The sequence below is a fragment of the Skermanella rosea genome, assembly GCF_016806835.2.
GTDB lineage: Bacteria > Pseudomonadota > Alphaproteobacteria > Azospirillales > Azospirillaceae > Skermanella > Skermanella rosea.
The window spans coordinates 1,415,125-1,436,306 of the sequence record NZ_CP086111.1 but is presented as its reverse complement, the minus strand read 5'-3'; the positions used below and the strand labels follow the sequence as shown (position 1 = coordinate 1,436,306).

Here is a 21,182-nt window from a genome sequence, read left to right as displayed (position 1 = left end):
CAAGCGTTGCCAGATTCGCGTATAAGCTGGACGCGGGATCGCCGTCCGGCCTCGAGATCCGGACGCGCATGTGGGAGAGGGCATGACTTTGCGTTTACCGCGGAAACTGGTGGTCAAGATTCGTATCCTCGCCGCGGCGCTTTCGGCCTTAGCATTGGTGGTGGTTTCGGCCGCGCCGGCGGAAGCGCAGCAGCGTCGCCTCCAGTTCATCCGCGACGCCGAGATCGAACATATCATCCGCACTTACGCGGGGCCAATCTTCGAAGCTTCCGGGATCAACGGGGACAGCGTCGAGATAGCGCTGGTCAAGGACAGCTCCCTGAACGCCTTCGTGGCGGGCGGCATGAATCTGTTCATCCATACCGGCCTGCTCCAGGAAAGCGAGAACCCGGACGAGCTGATCGGCGTGATCGCGCACGAGATCGGCCATATCGCCGGCGGCCACCTGATCCGCTCGCAGGAGGCGATGGAGGGGGCCTCGGCCCAGGCCATCCTGTCGGCGCTGCTCGGCATCGGCGCAGCGCTGGCGACCGGCGAGGCGGGCGCCGGCGCCGCCATCCTCGGCGGCGGGCAGGAGATGGCCCGGCGCTCCTACCTGGCCTACAGCAGGGCCCAGGAAAGCACGGCGGACCAGGCGGCGCTCGGCTACATGGACCAGGCGGGCGTCTCCGCCCGCGGGCTGCTCAACTTCCTGGAAAAGCTCGCCGGACAGGACCTGCGGCCGACCGACCGCCAGGACGCCTTCGTCCGCACCCACCCGCTGACCCAGGACCGGATCGAGAGCGTCCGCTACCATGTCGAGCATTCCCGCGTGTCGGACCGGAAGGCGCCGGCCGAGTATGTCGAGATGCACGCCCGGATGAAGGCCAAGCTGCTGGGCTTCATCCAGCCCCAGATCGCCCTTCACCGCTACCGCGACTCCGACACCGAGGTGGCGCCCCGCTACGGCCGGGCGATCGCGCTGTACCAGCGCGGCGACATCAGGCAGGCGCTCCCCCTGATCGACCAGCTCATCAAGGAGGAACCCGACAACCCGTTCTTCCACGAACTGAAGGGACAGGTGCTGCTGGAGAACAGCCGGGTGGCGGAATCGATCGCGCCCTACCGGAAGGCGGTCGAGCTGCTGCCGGACTCGGCGCTGCTGCGCAGTTCCCTGGCCCACGCACTGGTAGAGACCAACGACGATTCGCTGCTCGACGAGGCATTGAAGCACTTGAAGGCCGCGGCATCGAGGGAGCCGCGCACCCCCTTCACCTGGCGCCTGATCGCCACCGTCTATGGCCGCGAGAACCAGCAGGGCATGCTGTCATACGCCCTGGCCGAGGAGGCCATGGCGCGCGGCGACCGGGCGGTCGCGCGGTTCCATGCCGAGAAGGCGGAGAACCAGCTCCCCGCCGGGTCGCCCGGCTGGATCCGCGCCCAGGATATCCGGACCGCCACCGAACGTCTGCCGACACGCTGATCCATCCATCGCCGGCCACTAAGCCGGCCGCCCCAGGCCGCGAAGCCGGCCGTGAGAGGGCTTGTCGCCGGGCTCCCGATTCGCCATCGTGCGGCAAGCCCCATTCGGAGAACACCTGATGCACCGCCCAGCATTCCTGCCCCGCCTGTTCGCCGCAGCCGCCCTGTCGGCCCTGGTCGGCCTCGCGCCGCCGACGGGCGCACAGGCCCAGCAGCCCGCGCTCGATACGCCCGCGGGCAAGGCGGCGATCGAGCAGATCGTGCGCGACTACCTGCTCGCCCATCCCGAGGTCCTGGTCGAATCGCTGACGGCCTTCCAGGAGCGGCAAGAGGCCGCTCAGGTGGAGGCCCAGCGCGGCGCGCTGGTCAGCCGCCAGGAGGAGCTGTTCCGCAACCCGGCCTCGCCGGTCGCCGGCAACCCGCAGGGCGACGTGACGCTGGTGGAGTTCTTCGATTACCAGTGCGGCTACTGCAAGGCGGTCCATGCCGACGTCCGCCGCCTGCTGGAATCCGACGGCAAGCTTCGGCTGGTCTACAAGGAGTTCCCGATCCTCGGCCCGGCGTCGCTGACCGCTGCGCGGGCGGCGCTGGCGGCCCACCGCCAGGGCAAGTACGAGGCCCTCCATGCGGCGCTGATGGAGAACCGCGGCCAGCTCGACGACGACAAGATCTTCCGCATCGCCAATTCGGTCGGGCTGGACATGGAGCGGCTGAAGAAGGACATGGACTCGCCGGAGATCCAGGAGACGCTCCAGCGGAACCTGCGGCTCGCGAGCGAACTGAACATCCGCGGCACCCCGGCTTTCGTGGTCGGCGACCAGATCATCCCCGGTGCCGTCGGCCTCGACCGCCTGAAGGAACTGGTCGCCGCCGGGCGCGCCGGCTGACCGGCGCGGACCGCCCGGCGGGAAAGGCGTCGCCGCCGGCACCGGACCCTGGACGGGCCCGGCGCCGGTGGCCGGCGGTCACTCGGCGTCGGCCTGCTTGGCCGGATCCGCGTCCTGGAACGCGCGAAGCTCCCGGCAGGCGGACACGATCTTCATGATCCGCGGAAAAGGCGACAGGTCGATGTCGGCACGCTCGGCATTGTAGACCTGGGGCACCAGGCACACGTCGGCCAGGGTCGGCTGGTCGCCGTGGCAGAAGGTGCCGGTCCCGGCGGCCGGAGTCAGGCTCCGCTCCAGCGCCGTCAGCCCCTCGACGACCCAGTGCCGGTACCACTCGTTCTTCGCCTCGTCGGAAGCCTTCATCGGCCCGACCAGGTAGCGCAGGACGCGGAGGTTGTTCAGCGGGTGTATGTCGCACGCGATCGCCTGGGCGATGGCGCGTACGCGCGCCCGTTCGATCGGGTGCTTGGGCAGCAGGCTCGGCTCGGGATTGGTCTCTTCCAGGTACTCGATGATCGCGAGCGACTGGGTCAGGACATGCGGGCCGTCGATCAGCAAGGGAACCATGCCCTGCGGGTTCAGCGCGCCATATTCGGGCGCCGACTGCTCCCCCTTTCGGAGGTGGACGAACCGGTGATCGACCTCAAGCCCTTTCAGATTAAGGGCGATTCGAACCCGGTAGGCCGCCGACGACCGGAAATAACCAAAAAGCTTCATTAACGATACTCCGCTCCTTCGCGGTTGCGGGATGCCGCCCGTCCGCGCATCTGTTAGTATACCGAGTCACCCAGCATCCGCATCTGGCCGCACGGTCGCACCCTTCAATATCACAAGGCCCGACTCCATGCCGAGATCTGCCGACCCCAGCATCGCCGTGTTCGACATCGGCGGTGTTCTCATCGACTGGAACCCCCGATACCTGTACCGCAAGCTGTTCGCGGAAGATACCGCCGCCATGGAGGAATTCCTCGCGACCGTCTGTACGCCCGACTGGAACCTTCAGCAGGACGCCGGGCGGCCGTGGAAGGAGGCGGTCGAGGAACTGAGCGCCCGCCACCCCGAAAAGGCCGAGCTGATCGCGGCCTACGACCTGGAATGGGACGAGATGGTGCCGGGCCCCATCCCCGATACCGCCGACATCGTGTGGGACCTGAAGCGGCGCGGACAAAAGGTGTACTGCATCACCAACTTCTCGGTGGACAAGCTGGACCGGGCGCGCCGGCGCTTCGACGTGCTGAACGCCTTCGACGGCATCGTCGTTTCGGGCGAGGTGCGCCTGCTGAAGCCCGATCCCGCGATCTACCGCCGCCTGCTGGACGACCACGGCCTGTCGGCGGGTGACACGCTGTTCATCGACGACGTGGAAAAGAACGTCGAGGGCGCCCGGCACGTCGGCATGCACGCGGTCCGCTTCACCGATGCCGAATCCCTGCGCAGGGACCTGGCCTGTTACGGGATGCTCTGAACGCGACCAGCAAAAAACCTGCCGGACAGCCGTGGACTTGATCCGGGCATCTCCGGCCACGGAGCCCCGGTGAGACCTGCGAGACGATGGCCGGATCAAGTCCGGCCATGACGAAAGGGGAGTGTTTCTGCCTACGGCCAATACTTTCTCTCATAGGACAAGTACCATGCCGGACGGCCGTGGAACGGTTCCGGCTACCCGCGCGTTCGGGCGATGACAATCCGCCGCACCGAATGATGCCGACATAAACATGTATTCAACATATATGTTTTATCGATCAGTCGCGCATTCGAACCGGAAGGGAAGACCAATGCTGTCAGCGAAAACGGTCCAGGTGGTCAAGGCGACCGTCCCGGCGCTCAAGGACAAGGGGCTGGATATCACCCGCAGGATGTATCAGATCCTGTTCCGGAACGAGGAGATCCGGGATCTCTTCAACCAGTCCCACCATGGCGAGACCGGATCGCAGCCCAGGTCGCTGGCACTGGCCGTCCTGGCCTATGCCGAGAACATCGACCGGCTTGAGGTGCTTGGCCCCATGGTGGAGCGCATCGCCCAGAAGCACGTGGCGCTGAGCATCCTTCCCGAGCACTATCCCCATGTCGGGACGGCGCTGCTCCAGGCGATCCGCGACGTGCTCGGCCCCGCCGCCACCGACGAGATCATGGAAGCCTGGGCGGAAGCCTACGGGTTCCTGGCCGACGTGCTGATCGGCCGTGAACAGGTGATCTACGGCGAACAGGCGGCCCAGCCGGGCGGCTGGACCGGCTACCGCGATTTCGTGATCGACCGCGTCACGGCCGAAAGCGACATCATCAAGTCGTTCTACCTCAGGCCCGCCGACGGCGGCGCGCTGATGGATTTCAAGCCCGGCCAGTACCTGACCTTCCGCTTCGACCTGCCGGGCCACGGCTCCGTCGTCCGGAACTACAGCCTCTCCTGCGCTCCGGGAGCGGACCACTACCGCATCAGCGTGAAGCGCGAACCGGCGCCCGCCGGCAATCCCGCCGCCGGGCCGGGCCTCGTTTCCGGGTTCCTGCACGACCACGGCGCTCCGGGCACCGTGCTGAAGGTCGCGGCGCCGGCCGGCGACTTCTTCCTGGACGACCCGGTGGCGGAACGTCCGGTGGTCCTGCTGAGCGGCGGCGTCGGCCTGACCCCCATGGTCAGCATGCTCGACAGCATCGTCGCCGCCGGTGCCGGGCGACCGACCTTGTTCGTCCATGGAACCCGATCAGGCGCCCACCATGCCATGAAGGACCATGTCAGGACGGTCGCCGCCACCCATCCCGGCGTCAAGGCCGTGACCTTCTATGAGCAGCCCCGCCCGCAGGACGTGCCCGGCCGCGACTTCGACCATGCCGGCGTGATCACCCCGGAATGGCTGAGACGGGCCGTGCCGCACACGGACGCCGACTTCTATTTCTGCGGCCCCAAGCCCTTCATGAGGCTGCTGGCCCGGACGCTGACCGATCTCGGCGTGGATCGGGACCGCCTGCATTACGAATTCTTCGGTCCGGCGGACGAACTCTACGCCTGAGCCCCACACCCTGATCCTGTAGCCTGATCCTGTGGCCGGTGCCGTCCCGCGGCACCGGCCTTTCTGCGAGAGATTCGCAACAAGATTACGCCCAGAGGGCTCAGTACCTGCCAATTATGTTCATTTTCCGGACTCTTTGAGGCACAATCTTATCGACGACCAATGATTTCATTTGCACCCAGCCCCTCCAAGGGGTTCATGATGTCGAATGCCGGGATTTAGCGCAAAAGAAACCCGCAGCAGGTGAAACCTTGTCAAAGGAATTTCCCATGACCGCTCACCCTGCCGAGATGGAAGTCGCGACCGCAAACCGGTTGGACCAGAGAACCGATACCAGGCAGCCCGACGAGGACCTGACCCGCGACCTGCCCCCCGCTCCGGCCTTGATCCTGGAGGATTACCTGCCCTATCGGCTGTCGGTGCTGTCCAACACCGTCAGCCGGGCGCTCGCCCGCCTTTACGAGCAACGGTTCGGGCTGACCGTCGCGGAGTGGCGGATCATGGCCGTGCTGGCGCGGTTCGGTCCGCTGTCGGCCAACGCGGTCTGCGACCGCACCGCGATGGACAAGGTGCAGGTCAGCCGGGCAGTCGCCCGCGCCGTGGACGGCGGGCTGGTCGACCGCGGGATCGACTCGGTGGACCGGCGCCGGTCGGTGCTCACCCTGACCGCCAAGGGACGCGGCATCCACGACCAGATCGTACCCCTGGCCGCGAACCTCCAGACCCATCTGCTGGCGTCGCTGACGGCCGAGGAGAACGTGCAGCTCTACGACATGCTGGCCCGACTCCATGCCCGGGCGCGGGAGCTTCACGGCCCCCAGGACGAGGAATAAGGAGACGCCCCGGTTGACGCCGCATGCGGAGCGCTGAACGGCGCATGCGGGCGCGCTGCCACCGTCGCGGCTTTTCCGCCACAGGTCGGCCGAGATACTTCGAAATCGTGGTGATTTCGCCGCAGGCCGGCCGCCGGCGCCCCGCGGCCATTGCCGAAGGATCGACAAGTGCTATAAACGCGCCAACGCAACCGCAGCCGGAAAGCCGCTTCCCTTGGCGATCGAGCCCTCAGTCCTGATCCTCAACGGTCCAAACCTGAACATGCTCGGCGTCCGTGAGCCGGCCATCTACGGGACGGAGACCCTCGACGACATCGAGGCGCTGTGCCTGGAGCATGCCGAGTCGCTGAACATCGCGATCGATTTCCGGCAGTCCAACCTCGAAGGCGAGTTGGTCTCCTGGATCCAGCAGGCCCGCGGCGAGCATGACGGCATCATCCTGAACGCGGCGGCCTACACGCACACCTCGGTCGCGATCATGGACGCCCTCTCGGTCACCGAGCTTCCGGTTGTCGAGGTGCATCTGAGCAATGTTTTCCGGCGCGAGGCCTTCCGCCACCACTCCTATGTGTCGCCTGTCGCGAAGGGTGTCATCTGCGGCTTCGGCGCGCATGGCTATCTCCTCGCGCTGGACGCGTTGGCGCGGCTGATCGATGCCGACATGAATGACGGGAACTGACATGGCGACTTTCGACATCGATGGTGAACTGGTCCGCAAGCTCGCGGGCCTGCTGGACGAAACGGGGCTGACCGAGATCGAGTTCGCCGAAGGCGAGAAGCGCATCCGGGTCACCAAGGGCGGTACGCCGGCGTTCTTCTCCCATGCCCCGGCCGGCACCGCTCCCGCCCCCGCGGCGGCCGCGGCCCCGACATCGGCTCCGGCCGCCCTCGGCGTCTCGAGCCACCCCGGGGCGCTGACCTCGCCGATGGTCGGCACCGCCTATACCTCGCCGGAGCCGGGCGCCTCTCCGTTCGTGCGTGTCGGCGACACGGTCAAGGCCGGCCAGACCGTGCTGATCATCGAGGCGATGAAGGTGATGAATCCGATCAAGGCCCCGAAGGCCGGTACGGTTTCCCAGGTTCTCGTCGAGGATGCCCAGCCGGTCGAGTTCGGCGAAGTCCTCCTGATCATCGAATAAGGGATCATCCCGTTGTTCGAAAAGGTTCTGATCGCCAACCGAGGCGAAATCGCGCTCCGCATCCACCGCGCCTGCCGCGAGATGGGGATCCAGACCGTCGCCGTCCATTCCACGGCGGACGCCGACGCCATGCATGTGCGGCTTGCCGACGAGGCGGTCTGCATCGGCCCGGCATCGGCCCGCGAAAGCTACCTGAACATCCCGGCGATCCTGACCGCCGCGACCATCACCGGCGCCGACGCCATCCATCCCGGCATCGGCTTCATGTCGGAGAACGCCCAGTTCGCCCAGATGGTGGAGGAGCACGGCTTCACCTTCATCGGCCCGACGCCCGAGCATATCCGCATCATGGGCGACAAGGTCACCGCCAAGAAGACGGTGCTGGAGCTGGGGCTTCCGGTGGTGCCCGGCTCGTCCGGCCCGGTCGACACGCTGGAGGAGGCGGTCGAGGTCGCCGAGCGCACCGGCTATCCGGTGCTGATCAAGGCGGCCGCCGGCGGCGGCGGCAAGGGCATGAAGGTGGCCTATTCGGCCGACCAGCTGAAGGAGGCCTACCAGCTCGCCCGCGGTGAGGCGCGCGCCGCCTTCGGCAACGACCAGGTCTACATGGAGCGGTACCTGTCCCGGCCGCGCCATATCGAGATCCAGCTCCTGGGAGACATGCACGGCAACGCCGTCCATTTCGGCGAGCGTGACTGCTCGGTCCAGCGGCGGCACCAGAAGGTGATCGAAGAGGCGCCCTCGCCGGCGCTGAACGCGACCCAGCGGGCCTTCATCGGCGACCTCGCCGCCCGCACCACCGCGCAGCTCGGATATCGCGGCGTCGGCACCATGGAGTTCCTGTTCGAGGATGGCGAATTCTACTTCATCGAGATGAACACCCGCCTCCAGGTCGAGCACACGATCACCGAGATGATCACCGGCATCGACCTGGTCCGCGAGCAGATCCGCATCGCGACCGGCGCGCCGCTGGGCTACACCCAGGACGACATCCGCTTCCACGGCCACGCGATCGAGTGCCGCGTGAACGCCGAGCACCCGGAGACCTTCGTCCCCTCTCCTGGCAGGATCGACGGCTACCATGCACCGGGCGGGCTGGGCGTGCGGGTGGACAGCGCGCTCTACGACGGCTACCGCGTGCCGCCGCACTATGACAGCCTGATCGCCAAGCTGGTGGTCCACGGCACCACGCGCAACGAATGCATGATGCGCCTGCGCCGCGCGCTGGAGGAGTTCGTGATCGGCGGCGTCGACACCAGCCTGCCGCTGCACCGCCGGATCATCGCCGAGACCAACTTCATCAACGGCGACTACGACATCCACTGGCTGGAACAGCTGATGAAGCTGAAATAGCCGGCGGCCGCCGGCTGGAGTGCTGCTCATGGGGAGGGTGCGCGTCCCGCGCACCTTGGGCGGCGCGACGCCGCCCCTCCGTGCATCTACTCCGCGGCCTGGACGGATGGCTCGAACAGGGCGCGCAGGCGATCCATCGTGACCTTCTCCGGCGCGTATTCGGCCAGCGCGCCGGCCTCGACCTTCGCCTCGATCCCGTCCAGGGTCTCGTCGATCCGGTCGAACGGCAGGCCGAACAGGTCGAAGATCGAGTAGCGCCACCATTGCAGTCGAACCAGGCGCTCGACGGTCGCCTCGGGAAAACGCATGCGCTTCACCGTGGCCGGGGTTCCGGCGACGATGGAATAGGCCGGCACGTCCTTGACCACCACCGACCGGCCGGCGACGATCGCGCCGTCGCCGATGGTGACTCCCGCCTTGATGAACACGCCCTGCCCGATCCAGACATCGTTGCCGATCGTGGTGATCTTGCAGGCGTCCTTGAACGGCACGCGCTGGCGCCGAATCTCGTCCACCCGGTCCGGGGCGCAGAAGCGGGCCCAGTCGTGCAGGTCCGCGACATGGGTGACGCGCGAACTGGTCAGCCAGTCGACCGGATGCTCGTTCGACCCGATCATCACTTCCGGCGCGATCGAGCAGTAGCGTCCGACCCGCACATTGCCGATCTTGCCCCCGGCGATCGAGCAGAAGGCTCCGACCTGGACGACCGTCTTCGCGGCGATATGCGCCTGGACCATGGTCGGCGGCTCGAAGAACGAGGTCTGGTTGAGCGCCAGGACGCCGCGGGTCTGAGGCAGTTTCAATCCCAGTGTCGCCAGACCTGCGGCAGGGTTCGTCCCGAAGTCGACAGTCACAAAACTCATGATATCGCCTCAAATCCAATGCATATGTGAATCGCCTCCTTGATTATGTAAGTCTTCAGCTTTACAAAGAGTTTATGGGCGCATGCAGCCGAGTATACTCCCGGCTGCCCCGTTATGCCCGGGCCGTACTGACGGGCCGGTCGGCGATTGCTGCCGGCAGCTCGATCGTGATGGTGGTCCCCTCTCCCACGACGCTTCCGATCCGCAATGTGCCGTCGTGCAGATCCACGAGGGCCTGGACCAGCGGCATACCCAGCCCCGTGCCGCCGTACCGGCGCGACAGGACCGGTTCGGCCTGCCAGAACGGCTCGCAGACGCGCGGCAGGTTGACCGGATCGATCCCGATGCCGGTGTCCGCCACGGTGAGGACGACCCGATCGCCGAGGGGCGCCGCGTCCACCGTCACGACGCCGCCTTCCGGCGTGAACTTCAGCGCGTTGGACAGGACGTTCAGGAGGATCTGTCGGACGGCGCGCGGATCGGCCCGCAGTGCCGGGCAGCCGGCATCGATGCCGACGGTCAGCGTCAGCTTGCGCTCGCGCGCCGTCGCGGACATCTGGCGGACGCAGGCCTCCAGCATATGGCGCACGTCGAGGATCTCCGGGTTGATGGAGTGCCGGCCGGCGTCGATCTCGGTCAGGTCGAGCAGGTCGTTGATGATCCGGAGCAGCTGGTTTCCGCTCCCGTGGATCTCGCGCGCGTAGTCGCCCAGCGTCGCTCCCCTGGCAACGGACGCGGGATCGTCGCGGATCAACTCGGAGAAGCCGATGATCGCGTTCAGCGGCGTGCGCAGTTCGTGGCTCATGGTCGACAGGAACTGTGACTTGGCCCGGCTCCCCTCCTCCGCGCGGATCAGGGCGCCGCGCAGTTCGTCGGCATAGCGCGCCCGCTCGCGCAGCGATGCGTCGAACGCCTTGAGGAACTGGTTCGTCCTGCCGACCAGCAATCCGATCTCGTCGGTATCGTGGCCCGGCGGAACCTCGACGAGATGGCTGCCGGGCGACTGGGCGTCGATCCGGGTGAAGTCCTTGCTGATCGCCAGGATCGGCTTGGTCACCATGAAATGAAACATGGCGGTGAGCAGCAGCCCCAGCAGCAGGTTGCGGAACAGGCCGCTGATCAGGGTGGAACGCGCCCGCTCCAGGAAGGCCGTCGCGATGATATGGCTGTCGACGGCGACGTAGAGCTTGCCGATCTCCAGCCTCGGCCGGTTTACCGGCTCGTAATAGAGCGGCACGGTGATGTCGAGCGACGTGCCGAACAGCCATTCCGAGAAGAGCCGAAGCCGGGTCTCCACCAGGGGACGCTCGCGCACCGCGAGCTTGGCGCCGAATTCGTCCTGTATCCGCGCCTGGAAGATCGGCTGGTAGCTCAGCAGGCCCTTCAGGACATCGGAGGCCAGGGAAGAGTCCAGATCATAGGCGGCCTTCGCCGCGGCCTCCTCGATGATCCGGGTGACCTCCTCCAGCGTGCGGCGCTGCACCTCCCGCTCGCGGTGGGCATCGTCCACCAGGTCGAGCCCGCTGGCGACGATGCCCAGGAGGAGTGCGATGATGACCGTGTTGCGGGCCTGCCGGAAGGAAAGCCGGTCGAATAGGCGAGCCATCATCCCCACATGTCCGCAGCCGGTCCGGATGAGCCGTCCGTCCCGGCCGGTCTCCGGGACGCTGGCGCCGCCCGGGTCCTGCTGCCGGAAATCGACCCCAACGGTACCAGGCAGTTGATCCCAATTAAGTTAAGCTAAAGTTTATCATATTCATCCTGTTCCCCGGGCGGTCAGGCATCCAGGCTGCGGGACTCGTTCAGGAGCTGGTTCAGCCGTTCCTTCAGGTGCTTCACCTGGGTGGTGACCACCACGGCGCTATTGTCGAGCACCAGCGCCAGCCCGCGCGTCTCGCTGGCATCCTCGGAAACCGCGGTGATCCGCTGGGAGACCTCGCCGGTTCCGTTCGCGGCCGATGTCGCGTTGCGGCTGATCGTCTCGGTGGCGCTGCCCTGGTCGGTGACCGACCCGGTGATCAATTCGGCGATCGCATCGATCCGGCTGATCACCTCCTGGACCTCGTGGATATGGAAGATGACGGTCTCGGCGGCGCCCTGGACCGCGACGATCTGGCCGCTGATCTGATCGGTCGCCTGCCCCGTCTGCGTCGCCAGGACCTTCACCTCGCTGGCGACGACGGCGAAGCCCTTGCCCGCCTCGCCGGCGCGCGCCGCCTCGATCGTGGCGTTCAGGGCCAGCAGGTTGGTCTGGCTGGCGATGCCGGTGATCAGCTTCGCCGCGTCCCCGATGTTGCGCGCGGCGTCGGCCAGCTTCGCCACGACCTGCCGGGTCTGCTCGCCCTGCCCGACCGCCCGCTTCACGATGTCCATCACCTCGGCCACTTGGGAGCCGATCGCCCGGGACGACGTCGCCAACTCCTCGGTCGAAAAGGCGACGGTCTGCACGTTGGCCGTCGCATCGCGTGCCGCCTCCGCCACGCCGGCCGACTGCTCGCCCGTGCGCCGAGCCGCGGCGCTCAGCCGGTCCGCGAGGTCGGCGATGCCCGTGGCCTGCTCGACCACCGCCATGACGGTCGACTGGACCTCCGACTCCAAGGCGCTCGCGAGGCTGGCGAGGCGGGCGGCGAACTCCTCCTTGCGGCGGCGTTCCTTGATCTCGTCCTCGGCCTTCAGCCGCTCCATCTCCTCCGCGTTGCTCCGGAACACCTCGATGGCCCGCGCCATGGCGCCGATCTCGTCGCGGCGCATCGCTCCCGGCACGATGGAGGACCGGTCGCCGGTCGCCAGCCGCTGCATGGCGCGCTCGATGGACCGCAAGGGCCTGGTGATGCTGCGGACCAGCACGAGGCTGAACAGGAGGAACAGCACGATGATGCCGGCTCCGGCGATCAGCCCCGTCCGGCCGATCGCATCCCGGACATAGTCCTTGTCGGTCCGGGCGGCCTCCATCCCGGCGCTCGCGAAGTCGAACAGGCCTGCGAAACGCCCGGGCATCGCGGCCAGGGCGGTGTTGAACGCCGCCACCTCCTGCACCAGCTTGCCCTGGTGCTCCACCAGGGCGGCGAGGTCGGCGCGATAGGCCGTCGCGAGGGTGACCAGCGCCTCCTGGGTCGGCGCGTCCAGGCCCGAGTCCATCATACCGAACTCGAACTCCCGGAACGCCTTCCTATGAGCTCCCATGACGCCGATGTCGCCGTACAGCAGGAAGTCCTTCTCGACCACCCGCATCGTCAGCATGCGCACGTAGGTCTGCGCCACCATGCCGATCGGCCATTTGCGCAGTTCGGTCTCGACCGCGCCGACCGAGGCGCGCAGCTTGCCCCGCAGGCCGCTCTCCTCGTCCAGCCCCATGACCTTCAGGGTCTCCTCCACGCCGGCGAACTGCTCCGCCGCCCGGCGCAGGGTCGAGCGCATGGCGTCGACCTGGCCGGCGGCGGTGCCGGTCGCGGGATGGGCGGCGATCCGGTCGAGCAGGCGATCGACCTCGGCGGCGCGGGTCCGGAAGTCGGCCGCCGCGCGGGAATCACGGTTGGCGATGAAGTCCCGCGCCTGGATCTGGAGATCGGCCACCCGCCGCTCCGCCGAGGCGGCGAGCACCACCAGGTTGCCGAAGGACCCGAGCCGGCCGGTCGCCTGGTTCATATGCCGGTCCGCCAGCAGGAACAGCCCCACCATGACGAAGACCGTGGCGAGGGCGACGATCACCAGCAATCCGACGCGCGTGCCGATCCCCAGGCGCGACAGGATGCCGGGCCTGTCGGCGGCGTCGGCGGATCCGGACAGAAGAATAGATGCTTCGGACTCTGTCAATCCATCCAGGGTGGCCGCAATCGACATGATGTTCATCATCCTGAAACAGGAATTTCACAAAACTGCCCTTTTCAGGACAGTCTTCAGGACGCGCCTGCAAAGTGATTATTGAACTATTACACGAGGACTTTCGGCCTGAGATTCTAAACAAATCGTTTCGATTTCGGGCATGGCCGATATGTCGCGCCCTATATTGCCGGCCCGCGTCATCGGGCGAACCGGTCCGAAGCGGCCCGCCGCCGGGGTCCGGCAGCGCCCTCCCCAATCCCGGTGGCGCCCTATATAGTATCCCGGCGAGTTCGACCCGGAGCGGGAGACGACGACATCATAATGACTGGTTTGACGGCACAGCTTCTGCTGCGGGCCTATGCCGCCGGGATCTTTCCCATGGCGGAGAGCGCGGAATCCGACGAGCTCTACTGGTTTGATCCCGAACAGCGCGGCATCCTGCCGCTCGATCGCATGCATGTCCCGCGCCGCCTGCGCCGGACGGTCCGGAGCGGCCGGTTCGAGGTCCGGATCGACAGCGATTTCGACGGCGTCATCCAGGGCTGCGCGGAGGCGACGCGGGACCGGCCCAAGACCTGGATCAACGGCGAGATCATCCGGCTCTATTCGGTCCTGTACGACCTGGGCTTCGCCCATTCCGTCGAGGCCTGGCGCGACGGGCGGCTGGTCGGCGGGCTCTACGGCGTGGCGCTGGGCGGCGCCTTCTTCGGAGAGAGCATGTTCAGCCGGGAGACCGACGCCAGCAAGGTGGCGCTGGTCCATCTGGTCGCCCGCCTGCGCCACAACGGCTTCACCCTGCTGGACACCCAGTTCGTGACCGAGCATCTCAGCCAGTTCGGCACGGTGGAGATTCCCCGCTCAAGCTACCGGGCGCAACTCGCCCGCGCGCTCCAGGTCACGCCCGACTTCGCCGCCGGGACCGAGCAGCAGGTGATCGACGCCTATTTGCAGTCGATCACCCAGACATCGTAGACCGGATGCTCCAAGGCGGAGAGCGCCGGGCTCGACGCGAACATCCAGCCGCTGAACAGCGCCTCGGTGGCCTCGTCGGGCCGTTCCTCCAGGATCTCCAGGAACGCGGCCGACTCCGGCGGCTCGACCGGCGACGCCTTGCGGCAGGTCTGCGCGGTGATTCGCAGCGAGCCGAACTCGACCGGCTGGCCGACCGGCACCTCGATCGTCACGACTCGGGCGGTCACCTTGTCCAGCCCCTGGAGCACGGCATGGGGCATGCTCTCCATCCCTTCGGACGCGCCGGTCTGCGCCGAGGCCGGTTCCGTCCGGGCCACCGCCGCCAATGCCAGGGCCGCGAAGGCAAGGCCGGCGATGCCGGCCGGGAAATTCCGTCTGTCCATCAATTCTCCCGTTCGCTGGACCGTCAGCCGCCCGGCCTGTCCGCGGCGAACCTCAAGCGGACATAGTCGGCGTACCAGGTCCCGTCGGATTTCAGCAGGTCCGGCGCGATCGCCGCCATCACCTCGTCCAGCACGGCGTTCCGCTCCCCCTCCGGCACGACGGCGAGGAAGCTCCCCGCGAAGGTCGCGAGCCAGCCGGCCATCCCGGTCGGCAGGGGCGTCGGCCGTTCGATCAGCTCGCACGAGCGCACCCGGAAGCCGGCCGCCGCCAGCCTGGCGGCATAATCGTCCGGCGTGGGGAAGAACCAGGGATTGGCGGCCTTGCCGTCGATGCCGCGCCGGCCCAGGACCACCTCCAGCGCATCGACGATCCGGGCGACGTTGCCGGCCCCGCCGAACTCGCCGACGAACCGTCCGCCGGGCCGCAGCGCGTTCCACACTCCGGCGATCACGTCATCCGGCCGGAGCATCCAGTGCAGCGCCGCGTTGGAGAAGACGGCGTCGAACCCGCCGCCCACGGCCAGCGCATGCCCGTCCATCAGATGGACCTCGATCCCGCGAGCCCGCGCCGCGGCGGTCAGTTCCGGGCTGGCATCGACGCCGACCACCCGGCAGCCGGCGGCAGCCAGCTTTTCCGTCAGGACGCCGTCGCCGCAGCCGAGGTCGAGGATGCGCTCGCCCGGCCGGGGGGCCAGCAGGTCGACGACCGGCAGGCCGAGATCCGCGACGAACCGGGCGTTTTCCGCGTAGCCGCAGGCATCCCAGCTCTGCGAAGGTCCGGTCCGGTCGGTCATCCCCGAATCCCCTTGTTCAGCCGGGCCTTGTCCAGCCGGCCTCCGGCCGGTCCGGCGGTCAGTTGCCGAGCAGCCCGCCGCCCTGGGCGCCGCCCGCCGCGGGAGGCGCCGGCTGGGCTCCGTCGCCCTGCCCCTGCCCTTGCCCCTGCTGGCCGCCGCCCTGCATGCTGAAGATGACCTGGCCCAGCAGCTGTTCCAGGCCCGGCGTGGACTGGGTGAAGTCGATCCGGCCCCCGGGCTGGATGATGTCCGGATCGCCGCCCGGCTCCAGCGCCATGTATTTGCCGCCCAACAGGCTCTCGCTCGCGATCAGGGCGACGGTGTCCTTGGGCAGCTTGATGCTGGGGTCGATCGTCATGTGGACGACCGCGAGATACGTGGAAGGGTCCAGGGTCTGGCTGGTCACCGTGCCGACCTTGACGCCGCTGATCCGGACGTCGCTGCCGCTCTGCAGGCCGCCGACGCTGGAGAAGTTGGCCGAGACCTCGTAGCCCTCGACCCGCCGCAGGTCGGCGCTGGTGTAGGCAAAGACCAAAAAGAAACCCGCCACGGCGATGACGACACCGCCGAGCACGGTTTCAATGGTATTCCTGCGCATTCATGATTCCTCGGTGGATGGGCCCGCTGCGGCCGTCGCGTCCGGGATCGGACCGTCGGCCGGACGGGCGGGCGACCGGGGAGCAGGCCGGGCGGTCAGCCCGGAGTCCACGGTTCATAGTCGCCGGTGGCACGTCCGCGCTGGCCGCCCTCCAGCGTGTGGCCCGGCGGCCGGTAGGCGCCGAGGCTGCCGGTGGCGTTGGGCACGTGCGGCTTCTGCCAGGGCTTGTGGAACGCGCTGTTCTCCTTCAGCGGCTCGTTGACCGTGAAGTGCAGCCATCCGTGCCATTCCGGCGGAACCTTGGTCGCCTCCGGCTCGCCGTTGTAGATGACCCAGCGGCGCTCGCGGCGTCCCTTGGCCTTCTTTTCCCGGTAGTAGGCGTTGCCGAACTGGTCGGTCCCGACCAGCTCGCCGCGGCGCCACGTGAACAGGCGGATCTGCAGGTTGGACAGAAACGTGTTGAAGGATATGCGTTCTTTCATGGCCGCTCGCTGACGGGTTCGAACCCGCGTTCCGCTCTTTTCGTCGCCGCCGAATATGGCACTTGGGCTTGCCCGCGTCCAGCCGGACGCAAGAGGGGAGTCCGATAATCGCCGGACGGCGACTCCGATGCGGCCCGGCGGCTGAATCGGCGCACCCCTGTCAACGGCTTTACGCGGCGGCCGGACGAGGCTACGGTCTTCGTCTCCCCGGACTTCCCCCTGAGACACCGTGTCGCGCCGAACACAGACACCCACGACATTTTGTGGGTGACGGAACATCGACGTCAAAATGTGGTTGCCTGCACCAGAACTTGTGGCACACTCCAACCCAAGCACAGGATATCGTGGCCAGCCCGGACGGGCGAAGGCCGCGGTGCGATGGGGCAGCAAGGATTATTCAGCCGGCGCCGGCCAGGGATGGCGCCCGCCAGAGCCAAGGGATCACTGAGATGCGGATTGAGCGACGTTTCACGACCGAAGGAAAGGACGCCTACGACGGAATCGAGTTCCGCCGTACCACCAGCGAGATCCGCAATCCCGACGGCTCGGTCGTGTTCCAGCTCGCCGACATCGACGTCCCGGCCGACTGGAGCCAGGTCGCCTGCGACATCCTTGCGCAGAAATATTTCCGCAAGGCCGGCATTCCCGCGGCCCTGAAGGCGGTCGAGGAGAACACCGTCCCCAGCTGGCTGTGGCGCAAGGTCGCCGACGAGGAGGCGCTGAAGCGCGTCTCCAAGGAGAACCGGCTGGTCGGCGAGACCTCGGCCCGGCAGGTGTTCGACCGGCTGGCCGGCACCTGGACCTACTGGGGCTGGCAGGGCGGCTATTTCGACGCCGAGTCGGACGCGCGCGCCTTCTTCGACGAGATGCGCTACATGCTGTGCCGCCAGATGGCGGCGCCCAACAGCCCGCAATGGTTCAACACCGGCCTGCACTGGGCCTACGGCATCGACGGCCCGGCCCAGGGCCACTACTACGTCGATTTCCGCACCGGCGAGCTGACCGCTTCCGAGTCGGCCTATGAGCACCCGCAGCCGCACGCCTGCTTCATCCAGGGCGTGCGCGACGACCTGGTCGGCGACGGCGGGATCATGGACCTGTGGGTGCGCGAGGCGCGGCTGTTCAAGTACGGCTCCGGCACCGGCTCCAACTTCTCCAAGGTCCGCGGCGACGGCGAGAAGCTGTCGGGCGGCGGCCGGTCCTCCGGCCTGATGAGTTTCCTGAAGATCGGCGACCGCGCCGCGGGCGCCATCAAGTCCGGCGGCACCACCCGGCGCGCCGCCAAGATGGTCACGGTCGACCTCGACCACCCGGACATCGAGGCCTATATCGACTGGAAGGTCACCGAGGAGCAGAAGGTCGCGGCGCTGGTCGCCGGCTCCAAGCTCGCCTCCAAGCACATGAACGCGGTCATGGCCGCCGCCACCGAGGGCTTCTCCCCGACCGACCCGAAGCGCCTGGACCCCAAGGAGAACAAGGCGCTGAAGAAGGCCGTCATCGCCGCCCGGAAGGCGATGATCCCGGAGAACTACGTCCAGCGCGTGATCCAGTTCGCCGGCCAGGGCTACACCTCGATCCAGTTCAAGACCTACGACACCGACTGGGATTCGGAAGCCTACCTGACCGTCTCGGGCCAGAACTCCAACAACTCGGTCCGGATCTCCAACGACTTCATCGAGTCCGTGCTGGACGACGCCGACTGGCAGCTGATCCGCCGCACCGACGGCAAGGTCGCCAAGACCCTGAAGGCGCGCGACCTGTGGGAGAAGATCGGCGAGGCGGCCTGGGCCTGCGCCGATCCCGGCGTCCAGTTCGACACCACCATCAACGAGTGGCACACCTGCCCGGCGTCCGGCCGGATCAACGCGTCGAACCCGTGCTCGGAATACATGTTCCTGGACGATACGGCGTGCAATCTGGCGTCGCTGAACCTCATGACCTTCCGCAGCCCCGACGGCGAGTTCGACATCGAGTCGTTCGAGCATGCCTGCCGGCTGTGGACCGTCGTGCTGGAAATCTCCGTCCTGATGGCCCAGTTCCCGTCGAAGGAGATCGCCCAGCTCAGCTACGAGTTCCGCACGCTCGGCCTCGGCTACGCCAACCTGGGCGGCCTGCTGATGGCGGCCGGCATCTCCTATGACAGCGACGAGGGCCGCGCGCTGTGCGGCGCCATCACCGCCGTCATGACCGGCGTGTCCTACGCCACCTCGGCCGAGATGGCGCAGGAACTGGGGACCTTCCCCGGCTACGAGATCAACCGCGACCACATGTTGCGGGTGATCCGCAACCACCGCCGCGCCGCCTACGGCGACGCGTCCGGCAACGGCCAGGAGTACGAGGGCCTGTCGGTCCTGCCGGTCGCGATCCGGGAGGACGAGTGCCCGAACCGGGACCTGGTCGCGGCGGCCCGGCGCGCCTGGGACAGCGCGCTGGAACTGGGCGAGCTGTACGGCTTCCGCAACGCCCAGGCCACGGTGATCGCCCCCACGGGTACCATCGGCCTGGTGATGGACTGCGACACCACCGGCATCGAGCCGGACTTCGCCCTGGTGAAGTTCAAGAAGCTGGCCGGCGGCGGCTACTTCAAGATCATCAACCGGGTGGTGCCCGAGGCGCTGCGCAAGCTGGGCTACACGCCCGAGCAGATCGAGGCGATCGAGCGGTACGCCGTCGGCCACGGCACGCTGAAGGCTGCACCCGGCGTCAACCACGCCGCCCTGAAGGCCAAGGGCTTCACCGACGAGACGCTGAAGGCGCTGGAGCAGGGCCTCGGCAACGCCTTCGACATCAAGTTCGCCTTCAACAAGTGGTCGCTGGGCGCGGAGTTCTGCACCGAGGTGCTGGGCATCCCGGCCGCCGCCCTGGATGATTTCGGCTTCGACATGCTGGCCCACCTGGGCTTCTCCCGGGCCGAGATCGACGCGGCGAACACCTATTGCTGCGGCGCCATGACGCTGGAGGGCGCCCCGCACCTCCGCGAGGAGCACCTGTCGGTGTTCGACTGCGCCAACCCCTGCGGCCGGATCGGCAAGCGCTACCTCTCGACCGAGAGCCACATCCGCATGATGGCGGCGGCCCAGCCGTTCATCTCGGGCGCCATCTCCAAGACCATCAACATGCCGAACTCGGCCACGGTCGAGCAGTGCAAGGACGCCTACATGCTGTCCTGGCGCCTGGGCACCAAGGCCAACGCGCTGTACCGCGACGGCTCCAAGCTCAGCCAGCCCCTGTCCAGCAGCATCCTGGAAGGCGAGGACGAGTCGGAGGACGAGGATACCGTCCAGGCCATCATCGACGCCCCGCCGGCCGAGCGGGCGCCGATGGTCGCGGAGCGGATCGTCGAGAAGGTGGTCGAGCGCATGCGCGAGCGGGCCGACCGCGAGAAGCTGCCGCACCGGCGCAAGGGCTACACCCAGAAGGCGGTGGTCGGCGGCCACAAGGTCTATCTGCGCACCGGAGAGTACGAGGACGGCCGGCTGGGCGAGATCTTCATCGACATGCACAAGGAAGGCGCCGCCTTCCGGTCGCTGATGAACAACTTCGCCATCGCGATCTCGATCGGCCTTCAGTACGGCGTGCCGCTGGAGGAGTTCGTGGAAGCCTTCACCTTCGTCCGCTTCGAGCCGTCGGGACCGGTCCAGGGCAACGACGCGATCAAGATGGCGACGTCGGTGATCGACTACATCTTCCGCGAACTGGCGATCAGCTACCTGCAGCGCACCGACCTGTCCCACGCCACGCCGGACGACCTGTTCCCCGACAGCCTGGGCACCGGCGACGGCGAAGGCAACCTGCCCCCGGCGGCGGAGCGCTTCACCAAGGACACGCTCGACGCCGTGCAGAAGGTCGCCAGCAAGGGCTATGTCCGGTCCAACCTGCGCGTCCTGCCGGGCGGCCAGTCCACCCGCGCCGTCGCCGCCATGGCGGTGGCCACGGGTTCCCAGGCGACCGCGCTGACCAGCGGCGGGGCCGGGATGGGGAACGAGGCGACCGCCCGCGCCCTGTCGCCGGACCAGTCCCAGCCGGCCGTCGCCGTGGCGGTCGCGACCGCGCCGGCGGCCGACCAGCGGATGGAGCGCATCCGCGAGGCCCGCGCCAAGGGATATGAGGGCGATCCTTGCGGCGAGTGCGGGAACATGACGCTGGTGCGCAACGGCACCTGCATGAAGTGCGACACCTGCGGCTCCACGACCGGCTGCTCCTGACCGGGGACGGAGGCGGTCCCTCCCAGGGGCCGCCGCCCGCCACGCCTGCATCGATAGGGCTCATCTGCCCGCCGCGACCGGATGGTCGCGGCGGGCAGATTCGTTCCGGCCTCCCGGCGCGGATACCGGAGGAAAGTCGTTTTCCGCCCCGTTTCCTGTTTCTTCAAATGGCTCGGTCCGGAGAGGCATCCCCCCTGCAAATCCAGCCAGAGCAGTCCGGAGGGAACAACTATTCCACGATCCGATCGCAGGATCGATCAGAGGCACCGCTGGGGAAACCGGCTCGACTAATCTCACGAGGCACGACGGACGATCTCCTTTCCTTGCGAAGTTGCCTGGAGATGCCCGGAAAGCCGGAATCCTGATGTTTTACCCCTGTCTTCGT

General features: G+C 67.5%; 18 protein-coding genes. 10 read left to right on the top strand and 8 right to left on the bottom strand.

All coding sequences use genetic code 11. The features are described from left to right. Positions 1-82 precede the first annotated feature (82 nt). Both JL101_RS06670 and JL101_RS06665 read left to right on the top strand, forming a co-directional pair. Positions 83-1,462, top strand: coding sequence for a M48 family metalloprotease (locus JL101_RS06670; protein WP_203098794.1), 1,380 nt, complete (start codon positions 83-85; stop codon positions 1,460-1,462). A 118-nt stretch (positions 1,463-1,580) separates the two neighbouring features. Beyond that, positions 1,581-2,348, top strand: coding sequence for a DsbA family protein (locus JL101_RS06665; RefSeq protein WP_203098796.1), 768 nt, complete (start codon positions 1,581-1,583; stop codon positions 2,346-2,348). A 78-nt stretch (positions 2,349-2,426) separates the two neighbouring features. Here the strand turns inward: JL101_RS06665 and maiA are convergent, their stop codons facing one another. Continuing rightward, positions 2,427-3,065, bottom strand: a complete 639-nt coding sequence (maiA, locus tag JL101_RS06660) for a maleylacetoacetate isomerase (protein ID WP_203098798.1) — start codon at positions 3,063-3,065, stop codon at positions 2,427-2,429. A gap of 127 nt (positions 3,066-3,192) precedes the next feature. On the opposite strand from maiA, the gene JL101_RS06655 reads away from it, so the two are divergent. From JL101_RS06655 to accC, 6 genes are all read left to right on the top strand, one after another. Then, positions 3,193-3,813 carry an HAD family hydrolase gene (locus JL101_RS06655; protein ID WP_203098800.1) on the top strand — a complete coding sequence of 207 codons (621 nt, stop codon included), beginning with the start codon at positions 3,193-3,195 and terminating at the stop codon, positions 3,811-3,813. A 310-nt stretch (positions 3,814-4,123) separates the two neighbouring features. Further along, on the top strand, positions 4,124-5,353 hold the full coding sequence (gene hmpA / locus JL101_RS06650; protein ID WP_203098802.1) for an NO-inducible flavohemoprotein: 1,230 nt from the start codon (positions 4,124-4,126) through the stop codon (positions 5,351-5,353). Between the two features lie 269 nt (positions 5,354-5,622). Next, positions 5,623-6,186, top strand: coding sequence for a MarR family winged helix-turn-helix transcriptional regulator (locus JL101_RS06645; protein ID WP_228435316.1), 564 nt, complete (start codon positions 5,623-5,625; stop codon positions 6,184-6,186). Between the two features lie 214 nt (positions 6,187-6,400). Further along, positions 6,401-6,865: a type II 3-dehydroquinate dehydratase gene (gene aroQ, locus JL101_RS06640; protein WP_203098803.1), complete on the top strand. Its 465-nt coding sequence runs from the start codon at positions 6,401-6,403 to the stop codon at positions 6,863-6,865. A gap of 1 nt (position 6,866) precedes the next feature. Beyond that, positions 6,867-7,325, top strand: a complete 459-nt coding sequence (gene accB / locus JL101_RS06635) for an acetyl-CoA carboxylase biotin carboxyl carrier protein (protein ID WP_203098804.1) — start codon at positions 6,867-6,869, stop codon at positions 7,323-7,325. Positions 7,326-7,337: 12 nt separating this feature from the next. Continuing rightward, positions 7,338-8,678 (top strand): acetyl-CoA carboxylase biotin carboxylase subunit, encoded by a 1,341-nt coding sequence (gene accC, locus JL101_RS06630; RefSeq protein WP_203098805.1) that lies wholly within the window; start codon positions 7,338-7,340, stop codon positions 8,676-8,678. Positions 8,679-8,764: 86 nt separating this feature from the next. Here the strand turns inward: accC and JL101_RS06625 are convergent, their stop codons facing one another. From JL101_RS06625 to JL101_RS06615, 3 genes are all read right to left on the bottom strand, one after another. Then, the gene (locus JL101_RS06625) at positions 8,765-9,541 is read right to left on the bottom strand and encodes a CatB-related O-acetyltransferase (protein WP_203098806.1); all 777 of its coding nucleotides are present in this window, start codon (positions 9,539-9,541) and stop codon (positions 8,765-8,767) included. A gap of 112 nt (positions 9,542-9,653) precedes the next feature. Then, a complete protein-coding gene (locus JL101_RS06620; RefSeq protein WP_203098807.1) occupies positions 9,654-11,150 on the bottom strand; it encodes a sensor histidine kinase in 1,497 nt (498 codons plus the stop codon). A gap of 167 nt (positions 11,151-11,317) precedes the next feature. After that, positions 11,318-13,381, bottom strand: coding sequence for a methyl-accepting chemotaxis protein (locus tag JL101_RS06615; RefSeq protein ID WP_203098809.1), 2,064 nt, complete (start codon positions 13,379-13,381; stop codon positions 11,318-11,320). Between the two features lie 303 nt (positions 13,382-13,684). Between JL101_RS06615 and aat the strand changes: the two genes are divergently transcribed. Beyond that, on the top strand, positions 13,685-14,335 hold the full coding sequence (gene aat, locus JL101_RS06610) for a leucyl/phenylalanyl-tRNA--protein transferase (RefSeq protein WP_203098811.1): 651 nt from the start codon (positions 13,685-13,687) through the stop codon (positions 14,333-14,335). Here aat and JL101_RS06605 read toward each other — a convergent pair. From JL101_RS06605 to JL101_RS06590, 4 genes are all read right to left on the bottom strand, one after another. Beyond that, a complete protein-coding gene (locus JL101_RS06605; RefSeq protein ID WP_203098813.1) occupies positions 14,305-14,718 on the bottom strand; it encodes a DUF2155 domain-containing protein in 414 nt (137 codons plus the stop codon). The two genes, aat and JL101_RS06605, sit on opposite strands and share 31 nt — an antisense overlap. A 23-nt stretch (positions 14,719-14,741) precedes the next feature. Then, positions 14,742-15,512: a class I SAM-dependent methyltransferase gene (locus JL101_RS06600; protein WP_203098815.1), complete on the bottom strand. Its 771-nt coding sequence runs from the start codon at positions 15,510-15,512 to the stop codon at positions 14,742-14,744. 58 nt (positions 15,513-15,570) lie between these two features. Then, positions 15,571-16,110 (bottom strand): outer membrane lipid asymmetry maintenance protein MlaD, encoded by a 540-nt coding sequence (gene mlaD, locus JL101_RS06595; RefSeq protein WP_203098817.1) that lies wholly within the window; start codon positions 16,108-16,110, stop codon positions 15,571-15,573. A gap of 95 nt (positions 16,111-16,205) precedes the next feature. Continuing rightward, positions 16,206-16,592 (bottom strand): NADH:ubiquinone oxidoreductase subunit NDUFA12, encoded by a 387-nt coding sequence (locus JL101_RS06590; RefSeq protein WP_201072794.1) that lies wholly within the window; start codon positions 16,590-16,592, stop codon positions 16,206-16,208. Positions 16,593-17,041: 449 nt separating this feature from the next. Between JL101_RS06590 and JL101_RS06585 the strand changes: the two genes are divergently transcribed. Then, a complete protein-coding gene (locus JL101_RS06585; RefSeq protein ID WP_203098819.1) occupies positions 17,042-20,797 on the top strand; it encodes a vitamin B12-dependent ribonucleotide reductase in 3,756 nt (1,251 codons plus the stop codon). Positions 20,798-21,182: the final 385 nt, after the last annotated feature.

Bases quoted from the DNA above. Each gene is read 5' to 3' on its own strand.
- JL101_RS06605 (WP_203098813.1), bottom strand. From the start codon at position 14,718: ATGGACAGACGGAATTTCCCGGCCGGCATCGCCGGCCTTGCCTTCGCG.
- aat (WP_203098811.1), top strand. From the start codon at position 13,685: ATGACTGGTTTGACGGCACAGCTTCTGCTGCGGGCCTATGCCGCCGGG.
- maiA (WP_203098798.1), bottom strand. From the start codon at position 3,065: ATGAAGCTTTTTGGTTATTTCCGGTCGTCGGCGGCCTACCGGGTTCGA.
- hmpA (WP_203098802.1), top strand. From the start codon at position 4,124: ATGCTGTCAGCGAAAACGGTCCAGGTGGTCAAGGCGACCGTCCCGGCG.
- JL101_RS06625 (WP_203098806.1), bottom strand. From the start codon at position 9,541: ATGAGTTTTGTGACTGTCGACTTCGGGACGAACCCTGCCGCAGGTCTG.
- JL101_RS06670 (WP_203098794.1), top strand. From the start codon at position 83: ATGACTTTGCGTTTACCGCGGAAACTGGTGGTCAAGATTCGTATCCTC.
- JL101_RS06620 (WP_203098807.1), bottom strand. From the start codon at position 11,150: ATGATGGCTCGCCTATTCGACCGGCTTTCCTTCCGGCAGGCCCGCAAC.
- JL101_RS06615 (WP_203098809.1), bottom strand. From the start codon at position 13,381: ATGTCGATTGCGGCCACCCTGGATGGATTGACAGAGTCCGAAGCATCT.
- accB (WP_203098804.1), top strand. From the start codon at position 6,867: ATGGCGACTTTCGACATCGATGGTGAACTGGTCCGCAAGCTCGCGGGC.
- JL101_RS06585 (WP_203098819.1), top strand. From the start codon at position 17,042: ATGCGGATTGAGCGACGTTTCACGACCGAAGGAAAGGACGCCTACGAC.
- JL101_RS06600 (WP_203098815.1), bottom strand. From the start codon at position 15,512: ATGACCGACCGGACCGGACCTTCGCAGAGCTGGGATGCCTGCGGCTAC.
- JL101_RS06655 (WP_203098800.1), top strand. From the start codon at position 3,193: ATGCCGAGATCTGCCGACCCCAGCATCGCCGTGTTCGACATCGGCGGT.
- mlaD (WP_203098817.1), bottom strand. From the start codon at position 16,110: ATGCGCAGGAATACCATTGAAACCGTGCTCGGCGGTGTCGTCATCGCC.
- JL101_RS06645 (WP_228435316.1), top strand. From the start codon at position 5,623: ATGACCGCTCACCCTGCCGAGATGGAAGTCGCGACCGCAAACCGGTTG.
- JL101_RS06665 (WP_203098796.1), top strand. From the start codon at position 1,581: ATGCACCGCCCAGCATTCCTGCCCCGCCTGTTCGCCGCAGCCGCCCTG.
- JL101_RS06590 (WP_201072794.1), bottom strand. From the start codon at position 16,592: ATGAAAGAACGCATATCCTTCAACACGTTTCTGTCCAACCTGCAGATC.